We start from the raw sequence: 22,668 nt of genomic DNA on the forward strand, positions 1-22,668 counted from the left end.
GGATTTGATGAAACCTACAATGGCGTAGTAATTGGTTTGTTGAAAAAACTATCTAAATATCATTGATTATGAAATGAGTGATTTTTTTCATGGTGCAAGATTATGGACAACTTCAACAAGGAGCCTACTTCGACCAACTGCAGCACAATGAGGTTGTTCTTTCGCGCGCTTATAATCAATCCAATGATTGCATAGTAATAGTTGATAATAACGAAATCTTCTCAACCCCCTTCCCCTACAAACGCTACTGTCAAAAACAAAATGAATGGATGCGCCAGCATAAAAGGGTCTATCGATTTATTGAAGGCGACATTGAACTGGAAAGGTTTTTGAATGATCATTTTGTTGAAGAGGAAGCGGAATATCAGCTTGGAAGAACCTTTAACAGAGAAGGCGTTATAGCAGACCCCACACCCCTCGAATACCGCTTTGAGGAATGCTTTGCGGAAGCCTATGGAGAAGAAGCTTTGAAATTCATTAAACGGGAATACGCCTTTATCACTGAAGAGGGTAGGACTGCCTATGTGGATTATGCCCTGTTTAAAAAGGATGGGACTTGGATCGCTATTGAAGAAAATGGCGTCATGTATCATCATCCGAATATCATAGGTAAAGCGAAATACCGGCAGATATTGAAGAAACAAAACTCCGTGATTGCCGCCAATGGCATTGTTTTCAGATGGGACACGGAGAGTCTCGCGAACCGCGAAAAAATTGTTGATGAGCTGAAGGAATTCATTGGTGACATCAATGACTATTTGATTCAATATGCTATGGTCTCTCAGCGAGGCTTCGTTTTGCATGAACACCAGACGGATTATTTAAATGATCTTTCAGTGGACAGAAGTGAAGGTAAAGGCTCTGCGCTTGTAGTTCTGCCAACAGGGACAGGAAAAACCACTATCGCGCTGGAAGATATGAAAAGGTTGGCGGATAGCAAAGGAAAACTTAACGCGTTGGTACTTGCACCAACCTTGGATCTGACCAGACAGTGGGAGAGGGAAGCCAAGCACTATCAGAATAAGGTCGGAAAAATTGAAGTGGTTACCTATGCCAGTGCCGCAAGACAGTACTACAAAGACGCGCCAGGCAAATACCACTATGTGGTAGTGGATGAGGCGCATCATGGTGTCGCGCCTGTTCTCAAGAAAGCAATTCAGCACTATCAGCCGGATTTCATGCTGGGATTAACGGCAACAGACAAACGGTTGGATGCTCGAAAGCTTGAAAGTGTCTTTGGGAGCTATGAGGAGAAGCTGGACCTGAGGCAAGCTATTGAAAAAGGACTATTGTGTCAGATCCGGGCCTTTAGGCTTGAAAGCAATATTGATCTTTCAGAAGTGAGATTTAATGGAAAAGATTATGTATCAGCGGATCTTGAGCGACGCATCCGAGTAAGTTCAAGAAACGAGCTCATAGTGGATGTCCTACATAAATATTTCTATACAAAGCTGCCTGGAAAGTCGGGTTTGATTTTTTGCGTCAGTGTCGCTCATGCGAAAGAAATGGCGAGACTATTGAAGGCGAGAGGGTTTGGGGCGGAGTCGGTGGATGGGAAGGATTACCATCGGCAACAAAAAATTGAGAAGTATATGAAACAGGAAATTCAGTTCCTGTGCACCTGCAGCCTGCTAAGCGAAGGCTGGGATGCGCCGCATACTTCAGTCATTGTCATGGCAAGGCCAACGCTGTCAAAGGTTCTATACACGCAGCAGCTGGGAAGAGGGACGCGGCTTGCTGAGGGCAAGGAGGCGCTTTACGTCATTGACGTGGTGGATCAGTATGGTTCATTTGGGCAGGTCAGCAATCGCCCATGGTCAGTGCATGGATTATTTGGACTTGAGGATTATCAGGTCTTTGGAAATCTTTTTATGCGCACTGGGGATGCTTCGGAGGAGCTTGTCTTATTGGAGACAACTCACGAAAGCCTGGTCAAGCTGCAGCCTTTTGAACTTTTCACAATGCAAAAAGTTTATGAAGACTATCTCTCTGTTGAGATGCTGGCCAGAGAACTTTTTGTTTCTACGGGCACTGTGAACAGCTGGCTGATTAAGGGTGAGATCAAGGCGGATGTTACGATTCCTATGGGGAGGAGTTCGATCAAATTATTCCGTCCGGCTCAGGTCGTTGAGATCCGTCAGCTGAAAGGCCTGAGTGAGCATACAGAGGAAACGCTGGTCGATGACTTCTGGGCGTTTATTGATGAGCGGACTTATACCTACAGCTATAAGATGTATTTCATGCTTTCGCTGCTCGAAAACGTGGACAGCACAGGTGACGCGGATATTCAGGGGCTGATGGAGCGGTATAGGGTATATTACCTTGAGCGTCATGAAAAAGGGTTGATGGTTGACCGGGAAAATTGTCCTTATGGCAATATGGCCTATATTATGGATGACAAGGTGCTGATTAAAAGCATCCTTTCAAATCCTTTTGAAAAATTTGAGCGCAAGCGTTTCATGTATTATGCCAAGGATCTGAAGAAGATTTCATTTCATCACAGAATATGGGATGCGTTGACCCAGGGTGATGGACTCGAGCGGTTGAGAAGTAGAATGCTTGAAGATTTGAAGAATTATTATGAGCCGCTTGGCGGGCTTTAATATTAATTGGAACTTGGTTTGAAGCTTTTGGGCTGAGTATGATAGAATTCAGTTATATCATAGGATTGAAGGTGAACGTATGAAAGTGTCAGGTTGTGTGTTTTGCGAGATGCCGACTTCTGCGTATGTTGTTGAAAACGATTATTTTTTTGGCCTTTTTGACAAATATCCCGTTACGGAAGGGCATATGCTTATTATTCCTAAACGACATGCGGAGACTCTGTTTGAGTTGACCTCAGACGAAAGAAAATTCTTGTTTGAGCTGATTGAAGATGGTAAAGCACTTCTTGAGAAGAAATTTAACCCGGCAGGATTTAATTTTGGGGTCAATCAAGGTTTGAGTGCGGGTCAGACCATTCCGCATCTGCATCTCCATATTATCCCGAGGTACGAAGGGGATATGGCAGATCCAGAAGGTGGCGTCAGAGGTGTGATTCCTGAGAAGCAGAAATATAGACACAAAATGAAGTAAGATTTGAAAATTGTGAGAGCCAAGACCATCGGCATAGACTGGTCTTGGCTCTTTATTTTTAATTGGATCGACTATTCAAATTTTGCTGATTTTATCAATGTCTCATTCTCTAAAGTGTTCTTCCTTCAGTTTTGGACTTCAAGTGCCCGCTGATGGGCTTGATTCAGCAGCTGCTCAAGCTCCTCGGAGCCTGTGTTGATCAGCTTCTGTCTCAGGTCGGTGTCATATGCGTCAAGTGACTTCTCGCCCACAATGTACTGATCAATTTCTTTGAACAAGATCTGGTCGAGTTTTGTCACCAGAGCAGCTACGCGCTTGGCTTCCTCTTTTGTGAGTGGAGGCGGAAGTGGTGACGTTCTATTAGCGGGGCTGTTTTCAATCTCTTTCATGATGAGCTCCAATTCAGGCTGTATCTGATATTGATAGGACATGTTCAGACTTGGCGTAAAAAAGCCTTGGCCCGTTCCACGTTCATATTGCATAAGTCTAAAACCAAATGGAAGCTCATGATAACGCTGAAACAACTCAGGATTAATAGTCATTTTACCTTCTGTTATGGTGTAGGCGTTTTGCTGGATGCCATAGTTGAATAGCGCGGTGCCTTCCTCTGAATAGAGCCAGTCAATAAGCTTAACTGCGGCTTCGATGTTCTCAGACTTGGCTGGAACTACATAATACCGGTGCATGGCATGGGTTTGATACTGATAACTCACTCTTGACTCGCCTGTGATATTTTTTAGATTGAGAAGCGGCGCAAAATGATAATTTGGATTTTGTTGTCGCAGCGATAGATTAAAGTTTTCAATATTGACCGGGAAATCATAATAAAAGAGCGCCTCACCAGAGCTCAGTTTTTGCTGCCATTCATCCACGGTGGAAATGGAATAGAAGGGATCAAGGACCTTTTCCTGATAGGCTTTTCTTAGGAACTGAAGGACATGAATGAACTCTTGGTGAGCTGGTCCGTACTTGTAACGCCCTGGATTGACTGAATCTTCAAAGTAGTAGGAGGTTGTCAGGCTGAATCCTGAACCAAGGGGATAGGAGACGTTAGAGATCAAGCCCCGAGTACCACCTTGATTGACCCAAATCGCTTGATCCGGATATGCGGCTTTGAGCGCGATCAATAAATCCAGCAGTTCTTCACAGGTACCTGGGGCATTAAAGTTGAGCTGCTCAAGTAAATCAGAACGAATGACAGGATATGCCGCTGAAGGCAGAGAGTTAACTGACGTTATAGGGAAGCCAAACCACTTATCATCAATTTTAAGACGGTTTAGTTCAGGGTGTTTCTCCACAAACGCTTTAAAATTTGGCGCGCTGGTCTCAATCCACTGATCCAGAGGCGCGAAATGGTTTTCTGATCCATAACGAAGCAAATCCATATAACCAAGCTCAATGAGGTCTGAGACATTTTCAGAAACCAGCATTAATGTCAGTTTGCTGCTGAAATTGTTGCTTGGGACCGGTTCAATTAAAATATCAATACCAATAGCGTCACGAATCGAAGTTCTGGTTTCGGGATTCAAATTGATAGGTTGAAAGACGGATTCTCGTCTCACAACTCTCAATTTTACTGGCGCGGGATCCGCGGTTTCTTTATTGGATTCCGTATCTGTGAGGCTTTGACATCCTGTTAATAATAAAAATGATAGTACTGCTAAAGCTATTATAGACGTTGGCATCCGACTCATTGACTCACCTCGCATGTTCTTCAGATTTTCGAAAATTGCTTGGGTTGGTACCAACATGTTTTTTGAAAAGCCTATAGAAGGTGACTCTGCTATGAATGCCGACCTTTTGACAGATTTCATCAATGGTCATTGAAGAATCGGCAAGCAGAGCTTTCGAAATCTCTATGCGTTTAGCGCTGATGTAATTGGTCAAATTGATATTAGTGTGTGTTTTGAAGGATCTGGACAGATGCTTGACCGAAATTCCGAGGTCTGTTGCGATGCGTTCAAGATAGATGTCCTCAAAATAATGAGCCTCAATGTATTGTATGACGTCTTGAACTAATTGGTGAGAGTGGTCTGCGCCGGATTGAGCGGATTCCAGCAGCGCGCCAAATAAACTCATGATCATTGCCTTGCTGTCAACGGTCTCATCCTGAATGAGCCCTCTTTTTTTAAATGCCTGATAGTCATCTTGATTTAAGAGCGTAAAGATATCAAGCTGCTGATCAGCGGCATATCTGACAGCGGTTCGATACAGCTCATCAAATAGCGCGTTTTTTTTGATCATCTTGGCTGGATCCGCGTCCATTTGATCGAGAAGCGTGTCGATAATATTTTCGAGACCGGTTAAATCTTTAGCCTTAAGGCAATTGATCACTTTTTCTTCATCTTTAAATGAAAAGTAGTGAGCCGGACTGATTGGAAGATTTGAGGCATCCCATACACACCGCTCGCCGGAAATATTGCCGTGATCAATGGCAGCTTGTGCTTCGGCATATGATATCCAAAGCTTGTTGATACCGTGATGTGCTTTGCCGATACCAATCTTAACAGTGTAGAATTCAACTTCATAAGAGAATGACTCAATGATGTTCTCACATGCTTCAATCACTGTTTCGCGTTCAGCGTCATCTTTCAAATTGAGTATACACGCGAAATGACCGGGCTCAGGCTCCAAAATATGCATTTTAAAATGAGAGAGAAAGGACTTTTGCAGAATCGTTCTGATCCCTTCTAAAATGTCATATCTTTCAGTATCTTGAAATTCACTATAAAAGCTGCTGTTTAGATCGAATATGATACAGCAGCAAACGTAGGAATCTCCGCTGAAACCCAGATCTTCATGAATGATTTTATTGAATTCTGCCAGGTGTTCTGGGATGTGCCCTTTGATTAATTGTGAAAAGGCGTTATCCAGATATTCATCTGATATGCGGCTTATTTTTGAAGAAGTGGCTGATGTGACATCCATCAACTGACTCAATGAAGAATTTATGATTTCAAATTCATTTTTCTTATTAAAGTTAATGTCGAAATTGCTGTTCTTTTCGTCAGCAAAGCTGTTGATCAGCACATCGCGAATATTTCTGATTGGACTGTAAAGTTTAACGCTAAAGATGAGGGACATAATTGATCCTATTAAAAACAATAAAATGCAGGACCAGAGCGTGACACGAAGTACGTTTTCAGCCTCGACATAAAAATAGTGTTTTGGCGTGAGTGTGAAGAAAGCCCATCCGAGACGGTCTGAAGTTGACTTTGTCACAAAATATGAGGTTTGATTCCAATCAATTTCACTCATTTCATCTGTTTCTGTCTGTTCGGTGACGCCAATTAATGTATTCGTTTCAAGTGCCATCAGCTCCGGTCGACTGGCAATGACCGTGTTCCCTTTTTTATCAAAGACAATAAATTCCGTGCCCGAAAAGACGATGTTCTTTCTAACCATCTCATAAATTGCTTCAGTGGATAGGCAAACCACGACCGCCATATTGCCCTGATCACTTTGCTTGACAGAGACCGTTGGAATGATGGTTTTGGTATTGCCGCTTGAAGTCGTGACTAAGGTAGGCTCTAAATATTGAACCGTGGAGGGATTGGTCAGAAATGTCTTCCAAAATGGTATAGGATACCTTTCAAATTGATAAAGTGATTTGAAAAAGGTGTCGAAATTTTCAGCCCCTGCGCTTCGGAGAATCCACTGATCGTCCTTAAATACAAAAAGATTGTCTATGACATAGTTTGAAACGTTCTGGCTTCTGGTGATGGCTTGGAACATGCTTTCAAACTGTTTTTTTTGATCCGCGCTCAGTGACTCCGAGGGGGATATTTGCGCATCAAAAGCATCATCCAACATCAGGTTCAAGCTTGTGTCTACAGCCATTTGAATAGAATTTTCAATAATTTCCTTCGAGAATTCCAGATTCCCGGTGAGTTCATGACCTGTCTCATTTTTTGAATTTTGTACTGAGTAGATATAGAAAATGCTCCCAACTATAATGACTGGGATGAGAAGCGCGTTGAAATACAGAAACATCCTTATGAACAGCCTGTTTTTAATGAACTTGTTGAGATTCTTCATCATGATCATCACGCCTTTTCCTATGACCTCAATAGTTGTGTTTTGGAGCGATGCAGATTTGTGAAACATGCCGGTCTAAAATGTAACATCAATGTTCGGCAAATGATACAAAGAGCGACATCTTGTTTCTTATGTTAAAAACCGTCATAGACTATGTTAATAGCGAAAGGAAATAATAACGGAATGAAGCTTCGATTTCGATTCAACCTACTTACATTGCGAGGAGGTTTGGAAATGTTTATTTTTAAGGATAGCTCATAAACTAAGATGAATGTCTTAAAAAGAGATCTCAGTCATAAAATGATAGGTCTGTTATCGATCACGGGTCGACGCATTGAGTCATTATCTCAAAGCGGAAGGGCTGCTATCTACCGAAAGGAGCACTGTGATATGAGTAAGAAAATGATTGCAATAGTAATGATGGTTTGTATGCTGATCATGGGCTTGCCATTGTCATCCCTGGCTGCAACGGATAATTCGAAAATGGAGCCAGCTTTAAGTCATGTTAAAAGTATTCAAGCCTATAGTGATCTTGCCTTCTATGGTCAGAAGCTGACCAAGGTGGAGATCAAATATAGTGGCAACGTAGACCTCACCAATGTTACTGCTGATACATATACACTGCTTGACCGGGGCTATTCAAATCCGGATTTCACAGAAGTTACAATTGACTCAGTAGATGTCAAAGGCAAGACAGTGACTCTAAATATTAATGTGGATACAGAAGCCTTGGAAAATAACGGTTATATTTATACTGGTGATGTTGTTGATGGTCCTCGAGCTAAGAATCCAGTCGGTTTATATTCCACTGGTCCTTGGTATAGGGATGTGGAGGGTGTCATTTATTTTGGAAATAGTGCTGTTGACCAGTATGAAAACAATACAACAGGCAAAGGCTATCAAACTCGGGAATCACTTGAACTTAAGCTTTTCCATGCGGGTGAGACCTCAGCGGAAGCCGCTTGTCTGGCTAACGAAGACGGCAGCTACAATGAAAACGGTCTGTGGCTTCCGACGATGGATGCCAACTATGGAAAAAAAGGATTCCAGTCCTTCGAGGCCCTCGGTATAGAAGTGCCAACGACTGCAACGGACGGTGATGATTTTGTCAAAGGCTGGGCGTATTTCCCAAAAGGGTACTCAGAGAACAGCAGTAAAAAATACCCTTTGATTATAACTATAACTGGCGGCGGCACTTCTTACTGGAGATTGCCTGATGGCACCAATAACTTTGGGACCGGCCTGAACTTTGACGGTTCCGGATTCCGATGGATGGACAGCGGCGCAATCGTCCTGAATATTCACGACCGCAGCACGGGCGGCGGTTCAGAGTATAAGTTCTGGGAAGATGATTATAATGTGATTCAATACTTCATCAATGAATACAACGCTGATCCGGAAGCGATCACGTTGAGCGGCAACTCTCGCGGGACTATCGCAGCAAACACCATTGCTTCAGAATATCCTGGCTTGATCAATACTTTGGTTCTCAATAACGGTTCAATGGGAACCGGGATCGCTGGATTGGATATGTTTGCAGGCGTATGGGGAGCTGAAGAATGGCAAGCTGCCGCTGAAAATGGCATGAGCATTTGGGCGTTTGACGGTGAACTGGACACCAACAATATAGCGCTATACCAAACAGCAATCGCCTATTACGAAGCAGCAGGCTGGTCAGACGAATGGATCGCAGAAAATCTTCGACTCACTGGCTTCCCGACTCAGTTATATTATTACTGGGGAGAAACTGATCACTCTACCACAAAAATGACCTATTGGTATTTCTACGACAACCTTTATTATGGACCAGACGTTGAGATTGTTGACGGAGAATTGGTTTATAACTCAAAGCTTGAAGTGGGTGATACTTATCAACTTAAAGGAAAACTCACTAATGGAGACTATGTTAAGGATGGATTTGACTATATAATTTATGGCGAAACACTTTGTGATTGGGTACTGACCAGAGATTAACAGGCATAAATTATCCAAAGGAAACGTCCGGGTCGGATACTGCGAGAAGTAATCATTTAGACGAGCTGAAATTAAGCAATTTGAACTGGATGGCGCATTAATCATGTGTCATCCAGTTTGTTTTTCGATTCTTTAATCCAGATTCGTGAAACATGCCGGTCTAAAATGTAACATCAATGTTCGGCAAATGAAACAAAGAGCGGCAACTTGGTTCTTATACCAAACAGGCCAATGAGATATGGTAAGGCTAACATAGGTTAGCTTAATCCCTATGAACCATCAGCCAGACAGACAGAGATGGCTGATGAAGTGGTGGATCGTCAACAAAAAAATGATGCTGCTATTATTAACCTTGAAAAGGAGATGATCAATGATTGAATTAAGAAATGTTGAATTGCTTAACCTCAATGTTTTAAAAAGTCGATTATTTGGAGTTTAAGTCCCAATTGCTGTGCTTTGCGTAGATGCGTGATTGATTTAAGCTGTAAAGCACCCATAACACATAAAATGGAGGTAGGTGCCGAAATGAAGAAAAGATATTCAAGCGGACTCTGTATTCTGCTGATTGTCAGTATGACATTACTTATGCTTCCAATGACGGGATGGGCAGCATCAGACAACAATTCGAAGAAAATGGAAGCTGTCACGTTGAATGGAACGGATTTTCCGGATTATGATTACTCTCAGGCAAACCAACTGCCGTTAACAGGCTATTTTAATTACAATTTCAGCATTTCAGGCATAGAACGTACGGCCAAAATCTATATTTCTGAAGATGCTCCAATTCGTTCCTACTTCACTGTCATAGCAGTTCCGGGCGGTATGGATACAGAAGAATTTCTAGACGTGACAGGCTGGAAGGAAATTGCGGATCAAAAAGCTGAAGGGCTCTTTATCCTGGAGCCTGGTGCCGATGGTTGGGGCACCTACTCAGAAGAGGCCGCTTACATATCTGCGGCACTTGGTTTTTACAGCGGCAACAGATACTTCTCCATTTATGGTGAACACTATTTTGTAGGCTATGGTGATGGCGCGCCGGCACTTGAAGCTTGGGCGGCAGCCAATCCTCTAAGAGTGATCAGCCAAGTATACCTGGATTCAGAAGGTCTTGATGAAGCCTATTTAACGCAATTCGAGGAAATGGAGTTTGGTGGCATAAATGGTGGCTACAACCCAATCCTTTTCCCTGAAGACTTTGACTACATTGCAGTCTCGGAAGCCTTATTACCAACCTGGTATATTAATCCAGTCAAGGGACAGTTTGATGATAGTCTTGATTACTGGTTGAATGCCAATGACTGTGATGCTGTTCCGGAAATGGACAAGGTCTTTGGAATGGTCTATCCTCAATCCAATGACTCAGAAAGCTGGATGACCTCGTACTCGGGTCCTATTTCAAAGGTCGCAGTGCTAAATAAAAAAGTCAATGTTCTGAAAAAAAGCGTCACAAAAGATATTTGTGATTTTATGAACTTCTACACGCGCTATGAGAACGTCATAGCTTATGGCAACCAGCTTGTCGAGCGCGCGGATTACAAGGCGCTTGGCATTGAAGTTAAAACCATGATAGTCGAAGGCGAGCTCAGAGAATACATGGTTTATGTCCCGGATTCCGCAAAGAAAATGTGGGGCGACAAAGCGCCGGTAGTGATGGTATGGCCTGGCAATACCCAGACGGACAAGGTTTTCCTGGATGCCACACAATGGTGGAAGGTCGCTCAAGAGGAAGGCTTTGTACTGGCTATTATTTGTGAACAGTATGTCGCCAACTCTGTGACGGTGAGTCATAAGAACAGCATCACTTTCTATGAGCAGCTGAAAGAAGTGCTTTTGGATGATTATAAAGTCGATCCGGCTAGAATCTACTCGACCGGTCAGTCTGCCGGCAGTATGGTCAGCCAGAGCTTTGCAGCAGTATTTCCAGACTTCTTTGCTGCGGTTGCCTCAACTTCAGGAGATGCCAGAATTGGTGCGGATGGCAAGATTACCATTGATACCGTACCGTATGATGTCAGCACTCAAATGATTCCAAACTATTTGATCTATGGCACGGGTGATCTGTCATTCCTTAAAGGCCATCTCTGGGATGAGCTCGACAACAATCTGGATGCCGTTGCGGCTCACCACCTCGCCGTCAACGACTTCTCACTCGACGAGCATAACTACGACAGCGCTTCGATCAGCGGCTGGATGGACCGTTTCAAAACCTGGACCTGGTCTAAAGAATTCAGTGGTGAAGAGGTGCCAATCTTCCAAGTGACTGAAAACATTTATCGTTCCCACAATTGCATTCACGAAGAAATGCCGGTGCTTTGGGACTTCCTCGAACACTATAGCATGACTATGGATCAAGATGGCAACGTCGTTCGATTCTATAGCCCATCAGGATTCACAGTTCCTAATGACCAAATTCAAATCTATTCCTCACAGGAGTAATTATGGATCTGAAAACTTCCGAATTCGCACCTGATCTACGTTGACGAATCCTACCCAAGACTGCTCCTAAGTGGAGCCGGGGCAAAACAGCGTTGTTTTGCTCCTTTTTTATTTGCGGTTTATGAGGGTAACCCTTAAACGCTTAAAACGGAAAAGTGATTCTCCAATAAGTTGCTTGAAATTCCGCTTGCTTGACGTTTATTCCGATTGAAGACACGTTATTTCATTAGATGGAATTTTAAATATTATAAATATTATAGCATAAAGCGCAGTTGGCATAACATACTTTTGAATAGTCATGAATTGAAATTGCTCAAAAACCAGAAAGTTGATACAGTTTGACTTCAAATGAAACATGACCAAGTCCAAATTGAAACATCGAAACAGGCTTTGTCACTATTTACAACGCTCAAAATGCTTTAAATTTAGGCATAAGAGCAGTGCGCGTCTGCAGATAGCGAATGATCGTATTATGTGTTTTATATTAAATCGGGAGGTGACATTGATTACGAATCCAAAATTATCATCTTATATTAAATAGTAAAAATGCGCATTTGCTATTGAAAGCAGGCCGACCGACAATTATGACAATAGGAGGCATTTTATGAAGCGACGTTTCTGGTCTTTCCTAATGATTTGTGTCATTGCAATTTCACTCGTCAGCATTCCAAATTTGGCGAATTCTACGGTTCCGGCGTTTCCAACGAACTTTGAGGAAGTCACGAATCAGCTCGATCCGCTGGATCCCATGAAGCTGCCTTATACGGGATTATATGAGCAGACGGTGACCATCGGCAATCTTACCAGAACTTTTAAGGCGTACATACCTGAAAGCGGCGTCCACTGCGCTTCGAGTGTCTTTATTCTTCCGCCGAATGGTGAAACTGCCGCCGACTTTATTGAGGGCAGCGGCTGGATGGAGATCGCGGATAAAAATGGCTTCTATTTGTTTGTTCCTGAACCTTTTGAAGGCGAGTGGAAGCAAGATGGCACAGAAGTTGACTATATTAAAGCCGTTGTGGCTGAGACCGCGAAGCGAATCTATTACAATCCTTACCCTGGCAATATGTATATTTTGGGATATCAGGAAGGTGCCACGGTGGCGCAACAGGCTGCTATGAGGACGCCAAATTCCTGGGCGGGCCTTGCGACGTTTGGAGAAATCAATGTTACTGAGGCGTTTATGATGGAGACCGCTGGCTTGGCTTCCAACGATCCGCAAGTGGCGTTATCTGAAGTGCCAGTACCGGTGTGGATGATCTCGAATAAGCTTAATGATTCGGCGTCAGCGACTTTGGCGTATTGGATGGCTGCGAACAATGTCAGCGATCAAGCTTATACGCTTGACGACACTTTCGTTTATATGCCTGAATTGACGACAGTCGACCGAATGATCGACACCCAACCGGTTGCAAAGGTGCAGTTTACCAAGAAAAATACAGTTAAATATGACCCTGAATTCAACGAACAAGTCTGGGATGAGTTTTTGAGCAAAGTTGGCAGATTCGCAGGCATTACCAACACGAATCTTCGTGCGCTCCTTGGCGAAGAGGGCGCAGGCATGGCCGAGCAAAGACTGGTTGTGGATGGCTACAAGCGGACATGGTACGAGTATGTTCCGACCTCAGCCCAAAGCAATCCAGATCAGCCTCTTCCCGTGGTCGTCGTCTACCACGGCGGCTCCCAAACCAGCACTGCTTATATTGATTACCTGCAGTGGTATAAAATCGCTGAAGAGCGCAATTTCATTGTGGTCATGCCACAGGGCTACCCTCTGAAGCGCAACGGCATTCCGCATCCATCATGGAATGTCGCGGCTGTTCCGACAGCGCCGGATGATATTGAATTTACTAAAAGCATGATCGAAAATGTGGAAAGCAGATACAACGTGGATCAAGGCAAAGTATACTGTACCGGACAGTCTATGGGCTCCATGATGAGCCTGCGCGCCGCAATGGCATTGCCTGACATTTTTACGGCTTCAGGCTCGACCTCAGGTGTCATAATAAATCCTGCTATGTATGAACTGACAGATGTGAACATTGACTATGAAATTCCTGTTTGGATTATAATGGGACAGAATGACATAGGTGGTGGGTCCTTGGCTCAAAACGCAGCTGCTAAAACGACAGTTGAATACTGGATTGAGCGGAACCAAACCGTCACCGTGGATCAAGGCTCCTATTATAAAAATGGCGCCTATAATCACTTCATGTTTGTCAACGACAATAATACACCAATGGTCCGTTATTCAGTCGTCGATCAGAAAGGGCATCTCTGTTTGCCGTCTGAAGCCTGGATGTTATGGGACGAGTTTTTCAGCAAGTACATTCGTAATGAAAATGGAGATATTGAATTTGAAGGCAGGGCAGCTAATTGATGATCACAGTTAGATAGGGATAATGTGAAAGAGCCAAGACCATCGGCATAGACTGGTCTTGGCTCTTTAGGTTTTTTTGGGGGGAAAATTCAGGGGCTTGTCCGTTGCGATGTTTTTCGCCGGTATCAACCCTTGTTCGTAAAATATGTACCCACTGCTAAGACTGCGAGCGCTACCCAAAAGTTAAGGCCTGGCAGCTCTCTGAAAACCACAATGGAAGCTGCGGCGCCAATAAACGGCGCGACGGCGTAAAAGGCACTGGTTTTAGACGCGCCAAGGGTCCGCTGGGCCAGAACATAAAGGTACACGCTGAAGCCATAAGCAATAAAACCGAGGATTAAAGCAGAGATCAGAAGCTTTGGTTCCGGCAGGGTTTTGCCTATAATCAGGCCTATGCCAAGGGCGCCAAGGCCTGATCCGAAGCCTTTGATTACTACAATTTGCTTAGGATCCTTGCTGGACAGCATCCGGGTACAGTTGTTTTCAAGGCCCCAGCAGAGGCAGGCCATGAGGACAAAGGCTGAGCCTACGGAGAAAGAAAGGCTGCCTTCACTTTGGAAGCTCAGGATCATAGTGGACAGGGTGACGAGGGCTATGCCTGTACCCAGGGTCTTCGAGATCTTTTCATGAAACACCAGTGAGGCAATCATGGTGGTGGTGACAATTTCGAAGTTGTTGAGGAGCGACACGTTGGCGGCGGAGGACATTTTCAGGCCAGCCATCAGAAAAATAGGCGCGGCTATATCCAGGATGACCATAGCGATTATGTACTTCAACTCTGACTTTCCAAGGGAGATTTCGCTTGAGTCGAGGTTGAAGGCTTTATAAACCAGTAAAATAGCAAGCATCCCAATGCCGGCGCCTAAATAGAGGAGTCCGGCGAGGATGGTGCCGTCGAGATTAGTAAGCAGCAGCTTTGAGAACGGTGTGCTCAAAGCGTAAAAGGCTGCGGCAATAAAAGCGAAAAGAATGGCAGATTGGTTGGTTTTTTCAGCTTTAAGGCTTTTAGCGGATGAATTTGTTGATGGCATCTTCTAACTGATCCAGTACGGTGTGATCCTCTTTTTCCACTGCGTCTGCCACACAGTGTCTAATGTGATCTACCAGAATGATTTTGCCTGTGTTATTGATCGCTGCGTTGACCGCGGAGAGCTGGATGAGGATGTCGGTGCAGTCTTTGCCGTCAATGACCATTTTTTTAACGGCTTCGAGGTGTCCTATGGCCCGGGAGAGTCGGTTGACGACGTTTTTTGTTTCGGTGTGCTTGTGCTCGAGCTGCATAATATGACTTCCTTTATTGATAGGGTGTTAGGCAACAACCCCCTGGGGGGGATAATTCTATTCTAACATAGTTTGGAGTAAAAGGCATAGTTTCAGGGAAAGATTGTCATCATCACGAAATTGGGTATAGATGGCATAGAAGGACATTTTATAAGTGAGGTGATCCACATGCTGTCGAAACGCATGAAAATCTGTCTAATTACGGGGGCACTGCTGGGTGTGGTTTGTATTGTTGGCGCCTCTGTCAGGTCGGGCTTTCAGAGTGAGGTTTATTTTCTGTTTGCTTTGTGGTATAACCGGGTGATCCTGGGGCTGGTTATTGGACTGACTGGAAGAGGTTTGAACCTGCCTGGTTCAGTAGTTCGGGGGGCGGCGCTGGGGCTGGTGGTGTCTTTTGCTTTTTATAGTTCAATTGGTTTTACGGATACGGTAAGCTTTTTAGCAGGTGTGCTGTATGGCATGATTATTGAGTATGTGGCGTTTAAGCTGGATGTGGGTAAGGGTATGAATTAAGGGTAGGCTACAGAAGTTTCAAAGGCTTTTGAGAATAATCTGGAAAAGTAATAGAGCCAAGACCACTGTCAAAAATGGTCTTGGTATTTATTTTGGTAGAAGTGGAATTGAACACGTGTTGCAATTACGCTTTTGAAATGATAAAATTAAGCGTGAAAGTTACAAATGGAGGTGAGGGAATGGGTTACAGAAAGATAATATTAGACTATGCTGACGATAATAATGGTATTGTAACTTCTAATTGGTGTGTTAAAGAAGGTATACCAACGGTATATCTTTCACGCATGGTGAAAGATGGAGAACTCCATAGAGTTGAACGCGGCATCTATTCATTAAGTGAATATGATTACGATGATTTTAATATATTCCATTTGAAGAATAAAGCAGCTATTTTTTCCTATAGCAGTTCGCTTTATTTGCTTGGCAGAACTGATTTTGTCCCTCATTTGATCGAGGTATCGGTCTACACAGGATATAATGCTGCTCATTTTCCAGATGATGTAATCGTACATTATGTTACAAAGGAACTGCTCGATCTTGGGAAAATCTTTGTTGAGACGCCTTTGGGAAATTCAGTTGAATGCTATGACATGGAAAGAACAGTTTGTGATTTGATCTGTAATCGGAATAAAGTAGATGCTGAGCTTTTTGCAAAAACGCTACAATCATGTGTGAAAGAAAATGATTTAAATTTGAACAAACTTTTTTCATATGCAAAAAAAATGAAATGCCTAAAAAAAGTTCAGGAAATCATGGAGGTGCTTTTGTGAACAAGGCGGCTGTGACGTATAAAGCTCATGGGATTACTGAACGAACTGGTATTTCGTTTAATGCTGTTTTAACTTATTTCTTCTTAGAAACCATTCTTAAAAAAATGGTTTATGAGGATGTTCAATGTAATTTGATTTTTAAAGGTGGTTTTCTATTATCGAATGTGATTGGGGTGAATACCAGAACAACCGTAGATATTGATATGCTGATACATGGATTGGAGCTATCAGAGGTAAACGTTAGAAAGATAGCCTCTCAGATCTGTTTGTCAGGGGCTATCCCTGAAGTTGTCTGTGAAATTTACAATCTTGAACGAATTCGCTTAGAGGATGTATATGGAGGATTTCGAGTCAAAATTCTATGTAGACTGGATAATATTAAACAAATTGTTCCTTTAGATTTTGCTACCGGAGATCCAGTGACGCCGTCGCCTTATATCTACAACTTCAAGTGTCTATTTTATGATGATATTATTCCGCTCATGAGTTATAACACAGAAACTATGCTTGCTGAAAAACTAGAAACTATAATCCGAAGGAGCCTATCAAACAGCCGTAGTAAAGATTTTTATGATATATATATCTTATGGAAGTTATACAAAGACTCTATTGATCTCAATATGCTAAATGTAGCAATTAATAGAACATTTGAGTATAGGGGGACATTGTGGAATCGCCAGTCAATGTTATTATTGTTAGACGAAATAATTAGTGATACAAATATGAATACAAGATGGATGGCATGGCAAAAGAGAAATCATTTTGCGAAAGATATAAATTTTGAGAAATTGATATCAGAGATGATAAAAATGGTTAAAACGCTGAATTGAATAAAAAGTTAAATACTTTTCATTTCAAATCGAACCTTCAATCACCGCAAAAAGAGGCTATAATAGCGAATATGCTAATAAATGCAGCATGAAAAGTGTGTATAAGTTCAGGAGGGTGAAGCATGAACGAATTCAAAAACGTAACAGTGGTAAAGGCAGCAAACATTTACTACGGCGGTGCGGTGACAAGCCGGACGGTGATTTTTGAGGATGGGGAGAAGATGACCCTGGGGATTATGATGCCGGGGGATTATGAGTTTGGGACAGCGGAGAAGGAAGTCATGGAGATTCTGTCCGGTAAGCTGAGGGTTCAGCTGCCGGGGGATGAGGAATGGATTGAGATCGACGGGGCGTACACGTTTGAGGTGCCGGCGGATTCGAAGTTCAAGCTTAAGATTGAGGAAGTCGTGGATTACTGCTGTTCTTATGTGAAGGCGTAGTCAGAGCGCTGTGTGCGGTGATATGGGAAGAGCCAAGACCATTGGAGATAAAATGGTTTTGGCTCTTGTTTTTTTGGTAGTTTTACGCCGGGGTCTCCGCGAGCTCCAGCGTCTCATTTGGCTTGGAAGTGTCTGCCTGGACCAGGATGACACCAGAGAGGATGACAGCCATGGACAGAAGGATGCTGGGGGTGATGGGCTCTTTGAGGAGCAGCCAGCCCATGAGGACGGCGACCATGGGGTTGATGTAGGCGTAGGTGTTGGCTTTCGACAGTGGCCAGGATTTAATGATGTGCATATAGGCGCTGTATGCCAGGATGGAGCCAAAAATGATCAGGAAGAGGAGTGCCAGAAGGCTTGCGGTGGATACGTTTAGAGTGTGGTTTTCGCCTGATGCAAAGCTTGCGGCCAAAATGCCAAGACCGGCAAACAGCATCTGAAGACCGGACTGGACAATGGCATGGCTTGTAAGTCTCACAGTACCTGAATAGAGTGTGCCGACAGACCAGAGGACCACTGAAATCAGGCATAATGCGACGCCGCGCAGATCCAGCTTCACGTCGCCGCCTCCTGAAATAATGAGAATGGCGACACCACTGAAGCCTATCAGAAGACCTAACCAAATGCGGGGGCTTGCAGTTCTGAGCTTTGGATAGTAGAGCATTTGCATAACCGCGACTGCAAGCGGGATCGAAGCGACAATCAGAGACACGGCGCCGGCGCTGATGTAGCGTGAGGCCAGGCCCACAAAGGCGGGCCCACCAAAGAGGATCAGAAGTCCTATGATGGCGGACTGGATATATTCCCGCGGATGTTCTGGGAAGGGGATGCCTTTCAGGAGGGCGAACACCAACATGAGTGCCCCGGCAATGGAGAATCTGAGCGCAGTGAAGAACAGCGGCGCTATACCCGTCACACCAATTTTAATAGCGACGTAGGCGGAGCCCCAGAATAGACAGACAGCCAGGTAGGCCAGCCAGTTGGTGAGTTCGGCTTTGCTTAAAGTGGGTTTCGGTTTGGGCATGGGGGGTGGGCTCCTTGTCAGTGGGATAATGTGGGGTAGTAGGAATCATTAAATATGAGAATAGTACATATACGCGTTTAGTTTAACAGGTGCAGGTGCATATCACAAAAGATATTTTTAACTTTGGGTCAAAATCAATAATTTTTTTCCCGCGGGAAATAGTGAAGGAGCCAAGACCACTTGGAAACTATGGCCTTGGCTCTTTTAGATTAATGATCACTATACATGGAGCATTTCATTGATTAGCTGAACAATATCCGTCACTGGCTTATCCAGATCTTCAGTCAGCACATTGAGAAGCTTCGTTTGCTCCTCTTCAGTCAGCATAGGCTTCGTGATTCGTGAAAATTTTTCCGTCATCCAAGCTAAGTCAACCTGGTCTGTGTGCTCGCCAGGTGCAGCGTAGACACTTGATTTTAGAGTTTTGCCATCTGCCAATTTTATTTCAACTTGTGCAAGACGCTTTTCCGGGAATTGTCTGTCGAGCTCTGGGTCCACCTGGAAGGTCAGTTTTTTCATGGTGGACAGGACCTCTTCGTTTTCTAAGGCCTCTTCCGTGACTTGCAGAAAGCCGACATCTCCGAAGACCAGTGCAGAAGCAACGGGCCAGGCAATGTTGTATTGTGCTTCGTCCGCTCTTTTTGGCACTATTTTGCTGAGGCGGGCGGCGGAGTCAAAGGTGTTGACGGTGACGGATTCTACGTCGTTATGTGTGAAATTGTGTTCACTCATGAGGTCTATGATGGCTTTGATGGGTTGATGGGACCATCGGCAGCACGTATAGGGCTTGAAGTAGAGGCGCATAGTTTCGAATTCTACGCCTAAGGTGTCGACGTAATGCTGGTATTCCGGGAGCTCCAGAAGATTTCCGTAGCCAGTGCTGCCTGCCAGGGTTTCGAGTACGGCCATGGTGCCAACCAACGCACCAAATGGTACGCCATCTTTGTTCATTGAAGGGTATTCGACGGAGCGCATGACCGGGGTCATAGGGGCATGGAAGTCTGCGATGGAAAGCGCGTTGTTCAGCGTTTCTTTGTCAAGGCCATATAGTCTGCCAATACCAGCCGCTGTTCCGTAAGCGCCATAGGCACCGGTGCTGTGCAGGAAGCCATAGTGATGCTGCATGGCCAGCGCCCAGCGAATAGTGGTTTCGTAAGCTATGATCAAAGTCGTCAAATATTCTTTGTAAGAGACATTTTTTTCTGCCGCAGCGGCGGTAATGCCTGCAACAAAGGAGGTTCCTGGATGGCCTTTGATCATATTGTGGCCATCGTCAATGTCAAATGAGTTGGAAGCGTGGGACATGGCAATGGTGGCGCCGAGGAGATTATATTGGCCTGCGTCACCCAGTACATTTATTTGACCTGACAAGCCAAGGGTTTTTGCAAGCTTTACACCGGCTTCAAATTGACGGCCTTTGCTGCCAACAATCAGAGCCATGAGTAAGTCTATGCCGCAGACAATGGCACGGTCTTGGATGTGCTTGGGGAGATCCTCCCATTTCGTGTTAAGGATATAGGATTCTACTTGATGTGTGGTTTTAAATTCCATATCGAGGCCTCCTGTGACAAGTGCGGACATCCGGGGGAATGTCCGCACTTATGGGATTTACCGGTTGTAAACACCTTCGTTAAGGTAAGCTAAAAGCTCTTCTTTACTCATATTGTCAATGCCAATGTAAGCGAGGTTATATTTGCTTTCTTTGAAAAAGTTCTTGTTGTGGAATGCTCCAGCCATGACGATCATGGAGTCAATAATAGGTGTTGGAACACCATATTGTACGCCTAAATCATGATAAATTTTGCAGCCAACAGGAACGTCTTCTGTGAGGTAGCGGTGATGGATGCTGTTAGGACCGGTATTGCCTTCAGTGGAAGGTTGGTCGAGCGGGAATACCACATTGTCTTTTCCATTCTCATCCAGGCCCATATATTCCTGTGTCAGCACACTGCGGCGGGAGAAGAAGGATTCGTAGGCATATTTAGGAACATCTACGCCAATGGCTTCTGCAAGCGCGATCTCTTCATTATAGAACTGGTATTGAACTTCGCAGATGGAAGGGCTAAGGCCGTGTGAATACATGGAGTAGTTCGTTCTGTCGTGGCCCCCAAAGATGACGCCCCAGTTTTCCATGGTCGAAACGCCAAGGATGGTCGCAGGGACGTGAATGACCGGGTTGATGTTAGAGAAGCCAATATCGAGCACTGTATTGCCTGCCTCTGGACCATTCCCTTGAGTGACCGCATCAAGGCAAGGGAGATATTTGGAGGACTCAATAAAGTCCTCTATGTCAGACATAGGCATGGATGCGCCTCGCAATGTGATCGCGCGGTATTTGACGCCAACGTGAGGGAACATGAAGCCGTTGACGGCTTCAATTCTTGTGCCGTATGGTGCTGAGGACCAACCGCCTACAATAATTTTCTTGGTGCAGCCCATCTCGCGCATCAAGCGTCTAAGAATTAATGTCGCATAGTTGTCCGTAAAGATATGTACTACTTGACCATCTTCAAGGTGTGGGATCATTTCCCGGAAGAACGGTTCGTGAGCCATAGCTGGCGCTGCGACGACAATTAAGCCTGCGCCTTTGACAGCGGCACCCATGTCACTTGTGACTAAATCGAAAAACGCTTTTCCGGAGCGCTCGAAGCTGTATAAGTTGCGCTGGACGCCATCAAGTAAGATGCCGGTTTTATCAAGGTTAGCGAGTGTCTTCTCTGCAAATGGCATCATGTCATATAAACGTACCTCGCGGCCGGCTAATTTCATATCTGCTGCACAGGTTTTCCCTACAGCGCCGCCGCCTATGACAGCGATTGGCAGATCTTTTAAGTACTCCATTTTGCTCATGATTGTGCCTCCTTAAGTAGTTTGCGTTGACCGCGAATTTGTATTTGCATGATTGAGTTGTATGTTTCTTGAACTCAGTATATACTCAAGTTAAGCGATTTGTAAAATGAATGGATTTCATCATAAGCATGAAAATAAATGATAGTAGGTGTTTAAATGGAATTGAGAAATGTCACGACATTTTTGAAAGTAGCGGAATCTGGCAGTTTTACGAAAGCCGCTGAGCAGCTGGGGTATGTACAGTCAACGGTGACGGTTCAAATCCAGCAGCTTGAGAAGGAGATTGGTTTTCCCTTATTTGATCGAATAGGTAAGAAGGTTTCTTTAACGCCTATGGGTCAGGAGTTCATAGTTTACGCTAATCAACTGGAGAGAATTGCAGCGGAATCCAAGCAGATTGGGAAAAATCCAAAAAATTACTCAGGGCATTTACGGATTGGGGTTCTCGAGTCACTGTTTGTGTGGTTAATTGAGGATCTTCTGATTGAGTATCATAACGAATTTCCAAATGTTTCAGTCGAGACAAAGACAGCGTCTGGCAGCGATCTTTTTAATCTGTTAAGACAGAATCAGCTGGATTTGATTTATTTATTGGATAAAAAAATTACTGAGAAAGATTGTGTACGTACTTTTGCTTGGCCTGTTAAGATTGTTTTTGTGACCAGTCCAGAACATCCAATAACAAAAATGAAAAAGATTGCTTTTCAGGATGTCCTTCAATATCCTTTGATCTTGACGGAGAAAAATGGTATTTATAGAAAAGCGCTTGAAGATTTTGCTTCAGAAAGAAATACGCTAATAACGCCTTATTGGGAAATTGACAATACAGGCACTATTGTTAAATTGATCAAGCATGGTCTTGGGATTGCGTTTCTACCTGAATATACAGTAAATGAAAGTGTCGAAGGTCATGAGTTGGTGGCCTTGGAAGTTGAGGATTGTTCGATCGAGTTTTGGAGCCAATTGTTTTACAATAAGAACAAATGGATTACACCGCCGATGGATGGGTTTATAAAGATGATTGAAAGCTGCTATCAAACATAAAAACGACTTTAGA

17 protein-coding genes are annotated in these 22,668 nt (G+C 44.0%); 10 read left to right on the forward strand and 7 right to left on the reverse strand.

What is annotated here, in order from left to right:
* Positions 1-269 precede the first annotated feature (269 nt).
* Both BLP63_RS10640 and BLP63_RS10645 read left to right on the forward strand, forming a co-directional pair.
* Positions 270-2,603, forward strand: a complete 2,334-nt coding sequence (locus tag BLP63_RS10640; RefSeq protein ID WP_170829408.1) for a DEAD/DEAH box helicase — start codon at positions 270-272, stop codon at positions 2,601-2,603.
* Positions 2,604-2,682: 79 nt separating this feature from the next.
* Positions 2,683-3,075: an HIT family protein gene (locus tag BLP63_RS10645; RefSeq protein WP_092591369.1), complete on the forward strand. Its 393-nt coding sequence runs from the start codon at positions 2,683-2,685 to the stop codon at positions 3,073-3,075.
* 125 nt (positions 3,076-3,200) lie between these two features.
* Here BLP63_RS10645 and BLP63_RS10650 read toward each other — a convergent pair whose 3' ends face one another.
* Together BLP63_RS10650 and BLP63_RS10655 are read right to left on the reverse strand one after the other, a co-directional pair.
* Complete coding sequence (locus BLP63_RS10650; protein WP_170829409.1) at positions 3,201-4,769, reverse strand: extracellular solute-binding protein; 1,569 nt, start codon at positions 4,767-4,769, stop codon at positions 3,201-3,203.
* Positions 4,770-4,773: 4 nt separating this feature from the next.
* Complete coding sequence (locus tag BLP63_RS10655) at positions 4,774-7,116, reverse strand: helix-turn-helix domain-containing protein (protein ID WP_170829410.1); 2,343 nt, start codon at positions 7,114-7,116, stop codon at positions 4,774-4,776.
* A 387-nt stretch (positions 7,117-7,503) separates the two neighbouring features.
* On the opposite strand from BLP63_RS10655, the gene BLP63_RS10660 reads away from it, so the two are divergent.
* The 3 genes from BLP63_RS10660 to BLP63_RS10670 all read left to right on the forward strand — a co-directional run bounded on the left by BLP63_RS10660 (position 7,504) and on the right by BLP63_RS10670 (position 13,903).
* Positions 7,504-9,087 carry an alpha/beta hydrolase gene (locus tag BLP63_RS10660; protein WP_092591375.1) on the forward strand — a complete coding sequence of 528 codons (1,584 nt, stop codon included), beginning with the start codon at positions 7,504-7,506 and terminating at the stop codon, positions 9,085-9,087.
* Positions 9,088-9,612: 525 nt separating this feature from the next.
* Entirely contained in the window at positions 9,613-11,523 is a 1,911-nt protein-coding gene (locus BLP63_RS10665) for a PHB depolymerase family esterase (RefSeq protein WP_170829411.1), read from the forward strand.
* 604 nt (positions 11,524-12,127) lie between these two features.
* A complete protein-coding gene (locus BLP63_RS10670; protein ID WP_092591379.1) occupies positions 12,128-13,903 on the forward strand; it encodes an alpha/beta hydrolase-fold protein in 1,776 nt (591 codons plus the stop codon).
* Between the two features lie 125 nt (positions 13,904-14,028).
* Here the strand turns inward: BLP63_RS10670 and BLP63_RS10675 are convergent, their stop codons facing one another.
* Together BLP63_RS10675 and BLP63_RS10680 are read right to left on the reverse strand one after the other, a co-directional pair.
* The gene (locus BLP63_RS10675) at positions 14,029-14,934 is read right to left on the reverse strand and encodes a DMT family transporter (protein WP_092591381.1); all 906 of its coding nucleotides are present in this window, start codon (positions 14,932-14,934) and stop codon (positions 14,029-14,031) included.
* Positions 14,909-15,184 (reverse strand): metal-sensing transcriptional repressor, encoded by a 276-nt coding sequence (locus BLP63_RS10680; protein WP_092591383.1) that lies wholly within the window; start codon positions 15,182-15,184, stop codon positions 14,909-14,911. The genes BLP63_RS10675 and BLP63_RS10680 overlap by 26 nt, the downstream gene beginning before the upstream one ends.
* Positions 15,185-15,352: 168 nt before the next feature.
* Here BLP63_RS10680 and BLP63_RS10685 point away from each other — a divergent pair, with 168 nt between their 5' ends.
* The 4 genes from BLP63_RS10685 (at position 15,353) to ppnP (ending at position 17,737) form a co-directional block, all read left to right on the forward strand.
* Positions 15,353-15,697, forward strand: coding sequence for a hypothetical protein (locus BLP63_RS10685; RefSeq protein WP_170829412.1), 345 nt, complete (start codon positions 15,353-15,355; stop codon positions 15,695-15,697).
* A gap of 179 nt (positions 15,698-15,876) precedes the next feature.
* Positions 15,877-16,467, forward strand: coding sequence for a type IV toxin-antitoxin system AbiEi family antitoxin domain-containing protein (locus tag BLP63_RS10690; protein WP_170829413.1), 591 nt, complete (start codon positions 15,877-15,879; stop codon positions 16,465-16,467).
* Positions 16,464-17,297, forward strand: a complete 834-nt coding sequence (locus BLP63_RS10695; protein ID WP_170829414.1) for a nucleotidyl transferase AbiEii/AbiGii toxin family protein — start codon at positions 16,464-16,466, stop codon at positions 17,295-17,297. The genes BLP63_RS10690 and BLP63_RS10695 overlap by 4 nt, the downstream gene beginning before the upstream one ends.
* A gap of 122 nt (positions 17,298-17,419) precedes the next feature.
* On the forward strand, positions 17,420-17,737 hold the full coding sequence (gene ppnP, locus BLP63_RS10700) for a pyrimidine/purine nucleoside phosphorylase (RefSeq protein WP_092591389.1): 318 nt from the start codon (positions 17,420-17,422) through the stop codon (positions 17,735-17,737).
* Between the two features lie 82 nt (positions 17,738-17,819).
* Here ppnP and BLP63_RS10705 read toward each other — a convergent pair whose 3' ends face one another.
* The 3 genes from BLP63_RS10705 to BLP63_RS10715 form a co-directional block, all read right to left on the reverse strand.
* Positions 17,820-18,761 carry an EamA family transporter gene (locus BLP63_RS10705; protein ID WP_092591391.1) on the reverse strand — a complete coding sequence of 314 codons (942 nt, stop codon included), beginning with the start codon at positions 18,759-18,761 and terminating at the stop codon, positions 17,820-17,822.
* Positions 18,762-18,980: 219 nt separating this feature from the next.
* Positions 18,981-20,312, reverse strand: a complete 1,332-nt coding sequence (locus BLP63_RS10710) for an MmgE/PrpD family protein (RefSeq protein WP_170829415.1) — start codon at positions 20,310-20,312, stop codon at positions 18,981-18,983.
* A 57-nt stretch (positions 20,313-20,369) separates the two neighbouring features.
* Entirely contained in the window at positions 20,370-21,611 is a 1,242-nt protein-coding gene (locus BLP63_RS10715; RefSeq protein WP_092591395.1) for an NAD/NADP octopine/nopaline dehydrogenase family protein, read from the reverse strand.
* Between the two features lie 156 nt (positions 21,612-21,767).
* On the opposite strand from BLP63_RS10715, the gene BLP63_RS10720 reads away from it, so the two are divergent.
* Entirely contained in the window at positions 21,768-22,655 is an 888-nt protein-coding gene (locus BLP63_RS10720) for a LysR family transcriptional regulator (RefSeq protein WP_092591397.1), read from the forward strand.
* Positions 22,656-22,668: the final 13 nt, after the last annotated feature.

This window comes from Acidaminobacter hydrogenoformans DSM 2784, assembly GCF_900103005.1.
Taxonomy (GTDB): domain Bacteria; phylum Bacillota; class Clostridia; order Peptostreptococcales; family Acidaminobacteraceae; genus Acidaminobacter; species Acidaminobacter hydrogenoformans.

Coding starts and splice junctions, on each gene's coding strand:
- BLP63_RS10720 (WP_092591397.1), top strand. CDS start 21,768: ATGGAATTGAGAAATGTCACGACATTTTTGAAAGTAGCGGAATCTGGC.
- BLP63_RS10705 (WP_092591391.1), bottom strand. CDS start 18,761: ATGCCCAAACCGAAACCCACTTTAAGCAAAGCCGAACTCACCAACTGG.
- BLP63_RS10640 (WP_170829408.1), top strand. CDS start 270: ATGCGCCAGCATAAAAGGGTCTATCGATTTATTGAAGGCGACATTGAA.
- BLP63_RS10645 (WP_092591369.1), top strand. CDS start 2,683: ATGAAAGTGTCAGGTTGTGTGTTTTGCGAGATGCCGACTTCTGCGTAT.
- BLP63_RS10715 (WP_092591395.1), bottom strand. CDS start 21,611: ATGAGCAAAATGGAGTACTTAAAAGATCTGCCAATCGCTGTCATAGGC.
- BLP63_RS10690 (WP_170829413.1), top strand. CDS start 15,877: ATGGGTTACAGAAAGATAATATTAGACTATGCTGACGATAATAATGGT.
- ppnP (WP_092591389.1), top strand. CDS start 17,420: ATGAACGAATTCAAAAACGTAACAGTGGTAAAGGCAGCAAACATTTAC.
- BLP63_RS10655 (WP_170829410.1), bottom strand. CDS start 7,116: ATGATGAAGAATCTCAACAAGTTCATTAAAAACAGGCTGTTCATAAGG.
- BLP63_RS10680 (WP_092591383.1), bottom strand. CDS start 15,184: ATGCAGCTCGAGCACAAGCACACCGAAACAAAAAACGTCGTCAACCGA.
- BLP63_RS10685 (WP_170829412.1), top strand. CDS start 15,353: ATGCTGTCGAAACGCATGAAAATCTGTCTAATTACGGGGGCACTGCTG.
- BLP63_RS10650 (WP_170829409.1), bottom strand. CDS start 4,769: ATGAGTCGGATGCCAACGTCTATAATAGCTTTAGCAGTACTATCATTT.
- BLP63_RS10665 (WP_170829411.1), top strand. CDS start 9,613: ATGAAGAAAAGATATTCAAGCGGACTCTGTATTCTGCTGATTGTCAGT.
- BLP63_RS10670 (WP_092591379.1), top strand. CDS start 12,128: ATGAAGCGACGTTTCTGGTCTTTCCTAATGATTTGTGTCATTGCAATT.
- BLP63_RS10675 (WP_092591381.1), bottom strand. CDS start 14,934: ATGCCATCAACAAATTCATCCGCTAAAAGCCTTAAAGCTGAAAAAACC.
- BLP63_RS10710 (WP_170829415.1), bottom strand. CDS start 20,312: ATGGAATTTAAAACCACACATCAAGTAGAATCCTATATCCTTAACACG.
- BLP63_RS10660 (WP_092591375.1), top strand. CDS start 7,504: ATGAGTAAGAAAATGATTGCAATAGTAATGATGGTTTGTATGCTGATC.